The 13,282-nt window shown below is 72.4% G+C and carries 8 protein-coding genes; 7 read left to right on the top strand and 1 reads right to left on the bottom strand.

What is annotated here, in order from left to right:
• Nucleotides 1–48: 48 nt before the first annotated feature.
• From AC07AG_RS19325 to AC07AG_RS19295, 7 genes are all read left to right on the top strand, one after another.
• Entirely contained in the window at nt 49–1,659 is a 1,611-nt protein-coding gene (locus tag AC07AG_RS19325; protein ID WP_478756244.1) for a hypothetical protein, read from the top strand.
• Nucleotides 1,656–2,828, top strand: a complete 1,173-nt coding sequence (locus tag AC07AG_RS19320) for an acyltransferase family protein (RefSeq protein ID WP_478756243.1) — start codon at nt 1,656–1,658, stop codon at nt 2,826–2,828. Before AC07AG_RS19325 ends, AC07AG_RS19320 begins: the two co-directional genes overlap by 4 nt.
• Before the next feature lie 80 nt (nt 2,829–2,908).
• Nucleotides 2,909–3,649: a methyltransferase domain-containing protein gene (locus tag AC07AG_RS19315; RefSeq protein WP_478756325.1), complete on the top strand. Its 741-nt coding sequence runs from the start codon at nt 2,909–2,911 to the stop codon at nt 3,647–3,649.
• A 65-nt stretch (nt 3,650–3,714) separates the two neighbouring features.
• The gene (locus AC07AG_RS19310) at nt 3,715–4,539 is read left to right on the top strand and encodes a TylF/MycF/NovP-related O-methyltransferase (protein WP_478756242.1); all 825 of its coding nucleotides are present in this window, start codon (nt 3,715–3,717) and stop codon (nt 4,537–4,539) included.
• 217 nt (nt 4,540–4,756) lie between these two features.
• Complete coding sequence (locus AC07AG_RS19305) at nt 4,757–8,251, top strand: bifunctional glycosyltransferase/CDP-glycerol:glycerophosphate glycerophosphotransferase (protein WP_478756241.1); 3,495 nt, start codon at nt 4,757–4,759, stop codon at nt 8,249–8,251.
• Nucleotides 8,248–11,109 carry a bifunctional glycosyltransferase/CDP-glycerol:glycerophosphate glycerophosphotransferase gene (locus tag AC07AG_RS19300; RefSeq protein ID WP_478756240.1) on the top strand — a complete coding sequence of 954 codons (2,862 nt, stop codon included), beginning with the start codon at nt 8,248–8,250 and terminating at the stop codon, nt 11,107–11,109. Before AC07AG_RS19305 ends, AC07AG_RS19300 begins: the two co-directional genes overlap by 4 nt.
• Nucleotides 11,106–12,275: a glycosyltransferase gene (locus AC07AG_RS19295; protein ID WP_478756239.1), complete on the top strand. Its 1,170-nt coding sequence runs from the start codon at nt 11,106–11,108 to the stop codon at nt 12,273–12,275. The genes AC07AG_RS19300 and AC07AG_RS19295 overlap by 4 nt, the downstream gene beginning before the upstream one ends.
• Before the next feature lie 37 nt (nt 12,276–12,312).
• On the opposite strand, the gene AC07AG_RS19290 is transcribed toward AC07AG_RS19295, so the two are convergent.
• Nucleotides 12,313–13,230, bottom strand: a complete 918-nt coding sequence (locus AC07AG_RS19290; protein WP_478756238.1) for a class I SAM-dependent methyltransferase — start codon at nt 13,228–13,230, stop codon at nt 12,313–12,315.
• Nucleotides 13,231–13,282 lie beyond the last annotated feature (52 nt).

The following is a 13,282-nucleotide window of genomic DNA, read 5'->3' as shown; positions in this document are numbered from 1 at the left end:
ACCCCGGGCGCCCTGGCCCGGTGCCGCCGCTGGGCCGACCCGGCGGCCGTGGCCCTCGCGACCGTCCTGATCGCCTGGCGCGCGAGCACGCTGGGCCAGTGGATCGTCGACGACGCCGCCATCACCTTCGCCTACGCCCGCAGCATCGACGAGGGCCTCGGCCCCGTCCAGCAGCCGGGCGCCGACCCCGTCGAGGGCTACTCCAACCCCTCCTGGCTCGCCCTGCTCGTCGTCGGCCGCAGGCTCGGCCTCTTCGACCACGGCGCACTCCTCGGCGTCAGCGACCTGGTGCTCTACCCCAAGGCCCTCGCGCTGCTCTGCACGGCGGGCGTGCTCGCCTGCGTGGCCGCGGCGGCGCGTGCCGTGCTGCCGGGGCGGGCCTGGGCGGTGACCCTGCTGACCGGCGCCGTCCTCGCCGGGAACCTGTCGTACGTGGCGTGGTCCTTCTCGGGCCTGGAGAACCCGCTGTACGCGCTGACCGCCGCCGCGACCGGAGCGCTGCTCGTCCGGGGAGCCGTGCGCGGCGCCCTGCTGCGGCCCGCCCTCGCCGCGAGCACGGGAGTCATCGCCCTGCTCGCCGCGCTGACCCGGCCGGACGGCGCGGTGCTCGCGGCGGCCTACCCGGTGACCGTGCTGCTCTTCCTGCGCCGGGACGGCATCGCGCGGGCCGTGCGGGCGGCGGCGCTGAGCTGCGGCGCGTTCGCGCTGCCGTACGCGGCGTTCCTGCTGTGGCGCCACGCGACCTTCGGGCTCTGGGTCCCGAACACCGCGGTGGCCAAGGCCCAGAAGCCACCGGGCCTCGCCCAACTGTCCTCGGCGGGCGAGCTGTTGAGCTACGGAGGCTGGGCGCTCGCCCTGATCGGCGCGGCCTGCGTCGGCACCGCGATCGCCCGCCGGGGACCGGCCCGCGGAGCCCTGGCCGCGCTGCTCGTCCCGCTGGCCCTGACCCTCCTCGCGTACGGCGTGCTCGGCCGGGACTGGATGGCCCTGTACCGCTTCGCGACCCCCGTGTGGGTGCTCGCCGCGACGGCACTCTCCCTGGCCGCGGTCGCCGTGTGGCAGGCCGAACGCCCTCGCGCGCGTGTCCTCATCGGCTGCGCTCTCGCGGGCGCCCTGCTGCTCTCGGTCACCGGACAGGCCGCGCAGAACGGCAGGTTCGTCCAGCGCCCGACCCTGTCCATGTGCTTCGTGGCCGAGCGCTACGGCCACACCTTCAACGCGTACGCCGGATATCTCGGCCTGCGTGACGCCACCGTCGCCCTGCCCGACCTGGGCGGCACCCTGCTCACCTCGCGGCTGCGCGTCGTGGACGTCGCGGGCCTGACCGACCGCCGCGTGGCCGACGCGTACGCGGCCGCCGACACGGCGGTCCTGCGCGACTACGTACTGAACGAGGTGCGCCCCGAACTGCTCCACGTGCACGCCGCCTGGACGCGCAAGACGGGCCTGACCGTCCCCCGCCTGGCTGCCGCCGGTTATGTCCCTCTCTACCGCGAGGGCGACGGCGGCGACTTCGTCCGGGCCGACGCCGTAGGGAACCCGGCCCGGATCACCGCACTGCGCGAGCGGGTGCGACCGGCCCTGGACGCCATGGTCGCCGCGATGCGCCCGGCGGGCTGCGGCCCGGCGCTGCGCGCGGGAGAGGGGTCCCCGGCATGACGACGGCTCTCCCGCGCCAGACACGCACCCGCCCCGGACTCCCCACCGGCGCCGACACCGCGCCCCGCGTCGACTCCCTCACCGGGATGCGCTTCCTCGCCGCCTTCGCGGTGTTCGTGCACCACTTCACCGGTCTCAGCGCGCAGGGCGGCGTCGCCCACGCGCCGGTGCTCTTCCCGTACTCGACGCTCGGCGCGAACGGCGTGGGGTTCTTCTTCGTGCTCTCCGGGTTCCTGCTCACCTGGGGGCACCGCCCCGGCACCCTCGCCCGCCTCTTCTACTGGCGCAGGTTCGGCCGCATCTGGCCCGCCCACCTGGTCGCGACCCTGCCCTGCATCTGGGTCTTCTACCTCTGGGCCGGTGTGCCGACGGACACCTTCAGCTTCGTCACCTCGCTGCTCCTCGTGCAGACGTGGTTCCCCGGCGTCGTCCCGATGTTCCCCGGCAACGGCGTCGCCTGGACGCTCAGCGTCGAGGCCTTCTTCTACCTCCTCTTCCCGTTCGCCATCCGCGGCGCCCTGCGGCTGCGCACCCGCACCCTGGCCCTGCTCGCCGCCGCCGGACTCGTCGCCATGTGGCTGCTCAAGTGGTGGACGGCCACCCACCTCTCGCCCTTCGCCACCGAGTGGATCATGCGCAACCCGGTGAGCCGGCTCCCCGAGTTCGGCGTGGGGATGGTCTGCGCGCTCGCCCTGCGCCGGGGGTACCGCTTCCCCATCGGTCCGCCGACGGTGCTCGCCTGCTTCGTCGCGTACGCCGTCCTCTACTGCCACCGCACCGCCTGGTTCGGCCCGCACATCGCCGACCAACTCGCCTGGACCCTGCGCCCGTTCGCCGCCCTCTTCTCCGTCCTCTTCATCGCCGCGTACGTCCAGCGCGAGCTGACCGGCCACCGGGGCTGGCTCTGCTCGCGCCCCATGGTGCTGCTCGGGCTCTGGTCGTACGCCTTCTATCTGCTGCACCAGACCCTCAACCGGCTGATCCTCGACACCTGGGGCCGCCCGCAGCCCGGCAACGAAGCGGTGTTCACGCTCCTGGGGGTCGCGGTCGCCGTGGTCGTCCTGTCCTGGGCGCTGTTCACGTACGTCGAGGAACCGGCGAGGAAGTGGTGCGCGCGGCGCACTCCGCGCAGGTGGAGCCGTAAAAGCGCGTCGGTGGAGGCGAGTTGAGCGCGTGACCCTTTGTGTCGATACACGTTGAACGCGAGCAACGCGTGGAAGAGCCTGTGTTGGATGTGTTGGAGGAGAACGTGCACCAGTCCGCGTACGAACAGATGGAACTCTGCGTCGAGCAGTACATGCCCACGGGCAGGCGCCACCGGGTGGTCGATCTCGGCGCCCGGGTCTCCGACGGGCAGAGCCGCACCCACAAGGCCCTGCTCGAAGGGCGCGACACGGAGTACGTGGGCGTCGACGTGCTCGACGGGCGCAACGTCGACGCGGTGATGAAGAAGCCCTACCGCATCCCCGTGAAGTCCTGCAGCGCCGACTTCGTCATCTCCGGCCAGGCGTTCGAGCACATCCCCTTCTTCTGGGCGACGATGCTGGACATCGCCCGCGTCCTGAAGCCGCAGGGCATCGCCTTCGTGACGGCGCCCTCGCGCGGCCACGTGCACGACGCCCAGGACTGCTGGCGCTACTACCCCGACGGGTTCCGCGCCCTGGCCGCGTACACCCGGCTCGAACTCCGCGAGGCCTACACGGACTTCCCGCCCATGAAGGGCATCCGCCACGCCTACGGCCAGATCGACGCCAAGCACGCCTACTGGGGAGATTCCGTCGGCGTGTTCCAGCGCCCCAAGAACTATCCGAGGCTCACCATGGCCCTGGTGCGCTCCACGACCACGTGGTGGGCGAACAGGATCGGTGGGGTCGACGGCGTCCCGCTGCCCGAGCCCGTCGAGGGCCGCGCGCTGTGCGGCAGGCCGAAGGTGGTGGCGCCGCGCACGGTGGACGAGCGGCCCGCCGAGGCACCAAGTAGCGCCAAGTAACGCCAAATGAACCTATGTTGACGAAATGTGACATCAGGGATGAGTTGCGCGTACTGTCCGCTTCCATGGCATGGCGACGCGCTGTGAATGGCGCATTGAAGCAACTGACCGGATATCAGCTGACGCGCAAACCGCTGCCGGCCCAGCGCGCGGCGGCGGCCCCCGCGCCGAAGCCCGCCCCGGCATCGAAGCCGAAGCCCAAGCCCAAAGCCCTGAATCTCCCCGCCGACTACGACGACGAGGCGAAGGAGATCATCCGTGCGGTGAAGCCGTACACGATGACCTCTCCCGAACGGCTGAACGCCTTCATCCTGGCGACCCGGCACGTCGTGCGGCACGGCATCCCCGGCGACATCGTCGAGTGCGGTGTGTGGCGCGGCGGTTCGATGCAGGCCTGCGCCAAGGCGCTGATCTCCGCGGGTGACACCGAGCGCGACCTGTACCTCTTCGACACCTACGAGGGCATGACCCCGCCCACCGAAGAGGACCTGCGCCGGGACGGCAAGTCCGCCGAGGAACTGCTCAAGCTGCAGGGCAAGGACCGTCCGATCTGGGCGGTCGCCTCCCTCGACGACGTCAAGTCGGGCTTCGAGAAGGTGCCCTACCCCAAGGAGCGCGTGCACTACGTCCAGGGAATGGTCGAGGAGACCGTCCCGCGCGAGGCGCCCGAGCAGATCTCCATCCTGCGCCTCGACACCGACTGGTACGCATCGACCAAGCACGAACTCCAGGAGCTGTACTCGCGGTTGGTCAGCGGCGGCGTCCTGCTCATCGACGACTACGGCTACTGGCAGGGATCGCGCCAGGCCGTCGACGAGTTCCTGGATAAGACCGGCGAGCGGCTGCTGCTCCTGCGCATGGACGAGGGACGCATCGCCGTCAAGCCCTGACCGCGCCGGGCGGCCGATCCAACCAACTGAAGACAGCGGGCGTTTGGGCGGGCCCTGTGTCCGGCGGCTTCGAGCCGCCGGACACAGGGCCCGCCCACGTGATCACTCGAATGGCTCTGCGCGGGTGACCCGGAAGGGCGGCGGTTGTTAACCAAGTGGCCCCCAGCAGGACGCGCAGCCGTGCCCGTCAGTTCTCCGGAAGGAATGTGCGCAGCGCATGACACCCCGACTTGCCGTCGTCGTCCCCGTCTACAACGTCGAGGAGTTTCTCGGCCCTTGCCTCCGGTCACTGGCCGAGCAGACCATGCCGGACCTCGAAGTCGTCATGGTGAACGACGGTTCCACCGACGGGAGCCCGCGCATCGCCCGCGAGTTCGCCGCCGATGACGCGAGATTCCGGCTGGTCGAGCAGGAGAACGCGGGGCTCGGGGCGGCCCGCAACGCGGGGGTGCGCGAGGCGCGGGGGACATACCTGACGTTCGTCGACAGCGACGACGTCGTCCCGCGTGACGCGTACGAGCGGATGCTGGCTTCGCTTGAGGAGTCCGGCTCCGACTTCGTCACCGGCAACGTCCACCGGCTGCGCTCCGCAGGCAGGAGCGAGCAGTCGCCGATGTTCCGCAAGGTGATGGAGAAGAACCGCAGCGCCACGCACGTCACGCGCGACTGGGAGCTGCTCGGCGACCGCATCGCCTGCAACAAGGTCTTCCGCAGGGACTTCTGGGACCGGCACGCCTTCGCCTTCCCGGAGGGCGTGCTCTTCGAGGACACCCCCGTCACGATCCCCGCCCACTTCCTGGCCGCGTCCGTCGACGTACTGAAGGATCCCGTCTACCTCTGGCGCGACCGCGACGGCTCCATCACCAGCCGCCGCGCCAAGCCCCGCGCCGTCCGCGACCGCACGGCCGCCGTCCTCTCGGCCAGCGGATTCCTCGCCGAGAAGGCCGCCGGGGCGGCGGGCACACCACAGGCGGAGGTCTTCGCCGATGCCAAGCGACGCTACGACACGACGGTGTTCTCCGGGGACCTGTGGCTGTTCATGGAGGCCCTGCCGCACGGCGACGCCGCGTACCACGACGTCTTCATGGAGCAGGCCAACACCTTCCTCGACACCGTCGACCCCGCGGTCGTCGCCGCACTGCCGCTCGCGCTGCGCGTGCGCTGGCAGCTCATCCGCCAGCGCCGCGTCACCGACCTGATCGCCTTCATGGCGTACGAGAAGTCCCACCCCGAAGCCTTCCGGGTCCGCGGCCTGCGCAGGCGCCGGGCCGACTTCCCCGGGATCGGCGGCCTGCCGCGCGAGACCGTCGCCCTGAAACGTTCCGACCTGCCGCTGACCGCGCAGCTCACCCACGCCGCCTGGGACGAGCAGGGCAGGCTCCGGCTCAAGGGCTACGCCTACATCCCCAACCTGCCCGCCGGGCGGCTCGGGGCGCGCGCCAGGGTCGCCTGGCTGCGGGCCGGGCGGCGGCGGGTCCTTCCGCTGAAGCTGCGCACCGTGCGGGCGCGCGAGGCGACGTACCGCTCCAAGCAGGGCCTGCACAGCTACGACCGGTCGGGATTCGAGACGGTCATCGACCCCCGCAGGACCGTCACCAAGCGGCGCAGCACCACCTGGAACGTGGAGATGGGCGTGGTCAGCGGGCTGCTGCCGCGCACCGGGCCGGTGCGGATGAGCGGCGCGCCGCGGCTTCCCGTGCGGTATCTGGAGGAGTTCCTGCGCGTGGCCGTCACGCTCAGCAAGGGGCGGCTGCGGCTGCGCACGGAGCGGGTGGCGGGGCGGCTCGTCGCGCACGAGGGGTGCGGTGGCGTCATCCGGCTGCACGGCAGGCTCGCGCCGGGGGAGTCGCAGGCCGTCGACGCGCTGCGGGTCGAGAACTGGCACACCAAGGAGGCGCACTACGTCCCCGCCCTGGTCAACGGCCGTGACTTCAGCGCGGACGTGCCGCTCGCCCTCTTCCACGCCGGTGAGGACGAGCGCACCGGCACACCGCGCAAGGCCGACCCGTGGGGCGTCGCCCTGGTCCGCGAGGGCGGGGGCCGCACACCGCTCGCCGCCTGCCCCGATGTGCCGCCGGGGAGGTACGGACTGCTGCCGGGGCGTGAACTCCTCGTCCTCGCCAACGCGGCGGGGAACCTGGAGCTGCGCGACCAGACCGTGCGGCCGCTCGTCTCCAGCGTGACCTGGGACGACGAGCTGCTCATCGAGGGCAGCCACCCCGACGCCGCCGCCCGCGCGGGGGAGCTGGTCCTCGTGCACGCGGGCCACGGCGACGAGGCCGTGGTGCCGGTGCGGATCGAGGGCGGGCGGTTCGCCGCCGCGCTGCGCCCCGAGGCCCTGCCAGGCCCCGGAGGCACCCTGCCGCTCGCCGAAGGACGCTGGAACCTCTTCCTGCGCGAGCCCGGCCGGAGCGACCCCGAGCAGTACACCCCGGTGTGCGTGGCGCCGGGCAAGGACCGCGGACTCCCGCTCGTGCGCACCAGATCCGGCCGTGACATCAGCCTCAAGCGCCACGCCCACGACGGCCTCCACCTGCGCTCGGGCTCCGCGGTGCCCATGACCGACCGGGGCGGCCCGCGCCAGCGCAGGCTGCGCGAGGTGTACGCGGCGCGGCGCGGCGAGCCGCTGCGCGACGCCGTCCTGTACTGCAGCTTCGACGGACGGCAGTACTCGGACTCGCCGCGCGCCGTGCACGAGGAACTGGTCGGCAGAGGCGTCGAGCTGGAGCACCTGTGGGTGGTGCGCGACCAGCAGGTCGCGCTGCCCGAGAGCGCCACGCCCCTCGCCCTGTGGAGCGCCGAGTGGTACGAGGCCCTGGCCCGCTGCCGCTACATCGTCACCAACACCCAGCTGCCCGCCTGGTTCGAGCGCGCCGAAGGACAGTACGTCGTGCAGACCTGGCACGGCACCCCGCTCAAGCGCATCGGCCGCGACCTCGCGGGCCACGCCTCCGGCGACCGCGCCTACATGGCGACGCTGCCGGGACGCGCCGACCAGTGGAGTGTCCTGGTCTCCCCGAACCGCTTCTCGACGCCCCTGCTGCGCGGCGCCTTCGGCTACACCGGCGAAGTCCTCGAACGCGGCTATCCCCGCAACGACCTGCTGCACGCCGCGGACCGCGCGAAGGTCGCCGCATCCGTGCGCGAGCGGCTCGGCATCCCCGAGGGCAAGCGCGTCGTCCTGTACGCGCCCACCTGGCGCGAGAACCAGCCCAAGCAGGGCGGCCGCTACGGCCTCGACCTCCAGCTGGACCTCGACGCCGCGCGGCGCGCCATCGGCGACGACCAGGTGCTCCTGGTCCGCAGGCACTACCTCGTCGGCGGCACCGTCCCCGGCTCGGACTTCGTCCGTGACGTCACGCGCTACCCCGACGTCAGCGAACTGCTCCTGATCAGCGACGTCCTGGTCACCGACTACTCGTCCCTGATGTTCGACTTCGCGCAGACCGGGCGCCCGATGCTCTTCCACACCTACGACCTCGACCACTACCGCGACACCCTGCGCGGCTTCTACTTCGACTTCGAGGCCCAGGCGCCGGGCCCGCTGCTCACCACGGGCGACGAGGTCATCGAGGCGCTGCGCGACCCGGCGGCCGCCACCGCCGCCTACGCCGACGCGTACGACAGATTCCGCGAGGTCTTCTGCGATCTGGACGACGGGAACGCGGCCGCCGGTGTCGCGGACGCCATGCTCGAAGGGGGCCACGCATGAGCACGCCGGAACTGCACGACGTCAGCTGTGTCGTGGTGGCGGGCACGGACGTCGAGGCCCTGCGGGAGTCGGTGCGGTCCGTGCTCGACCAGACGATGGCCAATGTGGAGGCGGTCGTCGTCGACCCCGGGGCGGACGGCCCCGCCCGCGACGCCGCGCGGGAGCTCGCCGCCGATCAGCCGCACCGGGTGCGCCTGGTCCGGGCGGAGCGCGTCATGTCCGTGGCCGCGTCGCGGAACCTCGGGCTCGACGCGGCGCGCGGCCGGTACGTCATCGTGCTCGACGAGGGCGAACTCCTGGAGCGGCACGCCTGCCGGAACCTCTTCGACGCCGCACGCACCTCCGGGGCCGACCTGGTGGCGGGGCGCTGGACGCGGCTCACGGGCAGCGGAAGGAAGGAGCGGGGCCCGAGCTGGCAGGCTCGACTGCACGCGCGGACCAGGGAGATCGAGAACCTCTCCGACGCCCCCGAACTCGTCACCAGGGACTCCCTGATCACCGGGTTCTGCGTCCGCCGTGACGTCCTGGACGGCGCGCGACTGCGGTACGCCGAGGACCTCGACCACAGCGAGGTCCTCTTCGGCGTCGAAGCGGCCCTCGGCGTCCGCGGCATCACCCTCGTGCCGAACCTGATCACCACCCGCCGCGCGGCACCCGCCCCCGCCCGCGAGACCCCCGCCCTCGCCGAGGCCAACGACCGCGTCGCCGGGCTCCTCGTGAGCCTGGGCCGCCTCGACCTGTGCGACCGGCGCGAGCGCGCCTTCCTCACCGACCACGTGCTGCCCTGCGCCCGTACGTTCCCGCAGCTCACCAATGAGGAACGGCGCCGGGCCACGGCCGGGCTCGCCCCGCACCTGGCGGGCCGCGTGGACGCGCGCGCCCTGGACGCGCTCGAACCCGTGGAGCGGGTGTGCGTGCGACTGCTCGCCGAGGGTGACACGGACGGCGTCCTCGCCGCCGCGTACGCGCTGGGGCGGCCGGGGACCGTCGTCTCGGAGCTGACCGAGCGGGAGGGCACGGTCTACTGGCGCGCGGACGGGCTCGACGACCCGCGCGTACGTGAAGTGCTCGACGTCAGCGAACTCGGCCATCAGTACCGGCAGTTGGGCGACGTGCGGCTCCTGAACCGCCTCACCAGGTGCGCCGTCGACGGCGGCAAGGCGGTCCTCGAAGGGCGGGTCGTGCTCCCCGGCCGGCTGGTGCCCGACCGGCCGCCGCTCACGGCCTGGCTGGACGTGCGGGCGCGCGGCGCGGGGCGGCGCGGCTTCCGCGTACCCGTGGAGGAGGCGCACTACGACGGCGGCGCCGTCGTCTGGCGGGCCACGGTGGGCCTCACCGCCGGTCTGCGGGACCTCGGCATCCGCGACCGCACCTGGGAGCCACGGCTGGAACTGACCGCGGGCGACCAGGAGTTGACCACCGAGCTCGTCGCCGAGGCGGAGACCGTGGGGGAGAGCAAGAGCGCCATCGTCACCGGCGCGAACAGGCTGGAGCTGCGCCTGACACCCCGCCACCGCGCCGCGGGCACCCTGCGCGCGGCCCTGCACTACGCCACGCACTTCCGCCCCGCACGCAAGCTCAGGCTCCGGCTGCGGGCCCTGCGCAAGAGGTGGGACAGGCTCAGCGCCCAGCCGTACAAGCTGCGCGTCTACCGCCGTGTGCTGCGGCGGCTGCCCGTCAGCAAGGGCTCGGTGGTCTTCGAGAGCCACATGGGCAGGTGCTACGGCGACAGCCCGCGCGCCGTCCACCAGGAGATCGTCGACCGTGGCCTGCGGCTGCGCTGCACCTGGTCGTACGCCGCCTCGGCCGACGGATTCCCCGACTCGTCCCGCCTGGTGCGCCGTTGGTCCTGGCGCTATCTGTGGGCGCTGGGCCGCGCCGAGTTCTGGATCGACAACCAGGGCTTCCCGCACGCACTGCCCAAGCCACGCCACACCACGTACCTGCAGACCTGGCACGGCTCCGCGTACAAGCGCATGGGCTTCGACGAGGCGCGCCTGAAGACGCAGAACGCCCCGCAGCGCGAGTGGCTCCAGCGGGCCGTCGACCGCTTCGACCACTTCCTGGTCCGCTCCGAGCACGACGTGAACACCCTGGCCCGCGCCTACAACATCCCCGATGAGCGGCTGCTGCGCTGCGGCTACCCGCGCAACGACCGCCTGGTCGCCGCGCGCGCCAGGGACGAGGCGTCGGGCCGCTTCCCGCGACCGGCCGTGGCCGCGGACCTCGGCATCCCCGACCACAAGACGGTGGTGCTCTACGCGCCGACGTTCCGCGGTCTGCCCAAGAACAACAAGGCGGTCCGACTGCCCCTGGACGTCGCCACGTTCGCGGACCGCTTCGGCGACACCCACGTCCTCCTCGTGCGCGCCCACTACATGGAGGCGGCGAGCCTCCCGGTGTGCCCGCCCGGCACCGTCGTCGACGTGTCGGCCCACCACGACGTGAGCGAGCTGCTCTGCCTCGCCGACGTGCTGGTGACCGACTACTCGTCGATCATGTTCGACTTCGCGCTCCTGGACCGGCCGCTGGTGCACTTCGCCCCTGACCTCGACGCGTACGCGGCCGAGCGGGGCAGCTACTTCGCGCTGCGGGACGACGCGGGTGGGCCCGTCGTCGAGACGGAGGAGGAACTGCTGCGCGTGCTCGCCACGCTGAAGCAGGCCGACGGGGCGTGGGCCGAGGCCCGGCAGGCGTTCGCGGCGCGGTTCGGCGCGTACGACCAGGGGCGGGCCGCGGCCCAAGTGGTGGACACGCTCTTCGGGGAGCGGTTCGGGAACACGCAGAAGGCCGCGAGCACGGAGAAGTCCGGGAGCGCGGAGAAGTCCGGGAACACGGAGAAGAGGGACGGCGCATGACCACGACGAAGCTCGCGACCGCGACGAAGAGCCGTGACCTCTTCCTCGTCGCGAACACCGTCGACGAACTCGGCGGCGTCACCGCCTGGGCCCACCAGATGGCCCGGCTCTTCCAGGGCAACGGCCACCGGGTGCACGTCATCGGCGTCCACGAGGCCGAGCTGAAGCTGGTGCTCCCCGACGACCTCGGCTACCCCGTGACCAGCCTCTACCGCGAGCACCCGCAGACCCCGCGCCCGGCGCGGGGCCTCGGCCGCCTCAACGTGGTGGCGCGGCGCCGCGAATCGGTACGGGTCGCCGCCAAGCGCCGCACCGTCGACCGGCTCTCGGAGCTCTTCCGCGCCGCACGCCCCGGCGCGGTCGCCATCGTCACGCAGGTCTGGCCGATGGAGTGGATCAGGGAGGCGGACACCGCGGGCCTGCGCATCATCGGCATGAGCCACGAGTCGTACGCCTACACCCGCGCCTGCCACCGCTACCGCGCGGTCAGGCGCAGCTACCCCTCCGTGGACCGCTGGCTCGCGCTCACCCAGGAGGACGCCGACGACTGGATCGCCGACGGCATGCACAACGTCGGCGCGATGCCCAACGCCCTTGCCCACCTCCCCGCGGTGCCCTCGCCCCGCGACCGGAAGGTGGTGTGCAGCATCGGCAGGCTCGCCGACCAGAAGGGCGTCGACATGCTCGTCGACACCTGGGCGCTCGTGGCACCGCAGCGCCCCGACTGGACGCTGCGGATCTACGGAGCGGGCGCGGACGAGGCCGACCTCAAGCGGCAGTGCACGCGCCTGGGTCTTGACCGTTCGGTCCAGTGGCGGGGGCGCACCAGCGATGTGCCGGGTGTGCTCGCCGAGAGCTCCCTGTTCGTGCAGTCCTCGCGCGGCGAGGGCTTCCCGCTCGCCCTGATGGAAGCCATGGCGAGCGCGGTGCCGTGCGCGGCCTTCGACTGCGCACCCGGCGTACGCGAGATCGTGCGCCACGGCGAGGACGGACTGCTCGCCCCCGCCGGCGACATCGAGGCCCTCGCCGACCGCCTCCTGCGCCTCACCGGCAACCCCCGGCTGCGGGACGCGATGGGGGAGCGGGCCCGGATGAACGTGCAGCGGTTCTCCGAGGCGCGGGTTCTGGAGCGCTGGGAAGCGCTGTTCGAGCTGCTCGAACGCTGAGCGCGGACGGGGCCGCCCACAGCGGCCCCGTCCGACGTCAGGAACGTCCCGAGCGCGCGAGAAGCGACGACAGCAGGCCCCTGGCCCGGCTTCCGGCTCCGGCGCCGGCAGGTGGCGCGGAGGGGGCGGTCGGCCGAGGGGAGGCCTCGTCCGCGTGCCGTGACACCGGCTGCTCCGGCGACTTCGCCTTCTTGCCGCTGATCCTGATCATCGGGAAGCCCGCGACCTCCTCGGCGCCGTGCCACATGTCGTCGCGCCCCTTGAGGAACGCGGCGAGATCGGCGTGGACCGCGTCGTAGTCGCCCCACGTCCCGTAGAACTTGGTGGCCGTGATGCACAGCGGTTTGAGCCCGCTCGCCACCGCGCCCCAGGTCGCCGCGGCCACGCCCGGACAGTGCTCGGCCCGGAAGTCGTCGAGCACGACGATCCCGTCCTGCCCGAGCACCTCACGGGCGGCGGCGATGTCCGCGTGCACGTGCTCGTACAGGTGCGAGGCGTCGATGTGCACGAAGCGGCAGCTGTCCGCCCCCACGTGCGCGGTGATCCCGGACGACGGCTCCTGGACGATCTGCGGCAGACCGTCGTGGAAGGAGCGGTAGTTGGCCTCGAAGGCACGGCGCGTGAGCGTGGCGTACGAGCGGCCCATCTCGGCGGAGTTGGCCTCGTCGGGGGCGGGCGAGTCGAAGAGGTCGCAGACCGTGAAGGTCTCCTCCCCGCGCAGATACGCGCCCATGAAGATGGCGCTCTTGCCCAGATACGCGCCGAGCTCGAGCAGATCACCCCGCTGGCCCCGCTCCAGCTGCCGGCTCAGGATCCAGTCGAACAGCACCTGGTCGACCGGGTGGAACCACCCCTTCACATCGGAGAGCCTGCCCGGCCGCGGCAGCTGACCGGAGTCCTGGCCGGTGGCGGGCGCGGTGGCGGTCGCGGACGTGGTGGCTGAAGCGTTCTGCATATCTGGTCCCGGGGATGGGGGAAGGAGGACAGCGCGGCGGACGCGCAGGGCC

The sequence above is a fragment of the Streptomyces sp. NPDC044044 genome (genome assembly GCF_056434405.1).
Note: the sequence above shows the minus strand (reverse complement) of the source record. Positions and strands in the feature narration are given on the sequence as shown.

Bases quoted from the DNA above. Each gene is read 5' to 3' on its own strand.
- AC07AG_RS19320 (WP_478756243.1), top strand. From the start codon at position 1,656: ATGACGACGGCTCTCCCGCGCCAGACACGCACCCGCCCCGGACTCCCC.
- AC07AG_RS19310 (WP_478756242.1), top strand. From the start codon at position 3,715: ATGGCATGGCGACGCGCTGTGAATGGCGCATTGAAGCAACTGACCGGA.
- AC07AG_RS19305 (WP_478756241.1), top strand. From the start codon at position 4,757: ATGACACCCCGACTTGCCGTCGTCGTCCCCGTCTACAACGTCGAGGAG.
- AC07AG_RS19300 (WP_478756240.1), top strand. From the start codon at position 8,248: ATGAGCACGCCGGAACTGCACGACGTCAGCTGTGTCGTGGTGGCGGGC.
- AC07AG_RS19295 (WP_478756239.1), top strand. From the start codon at position 11,106: ATGACCACGACGAAGCTCGCGACCGCGACGAAGAGCCGTGACCTCTTC.
- AC07AG_RS19290 (WP_478756238.1), bottom strand. From the start codon at position 13,230: ATGCAGAACGCTTCAGCCACCACGTCCGCGACCGCCACCGCGCCCGCC.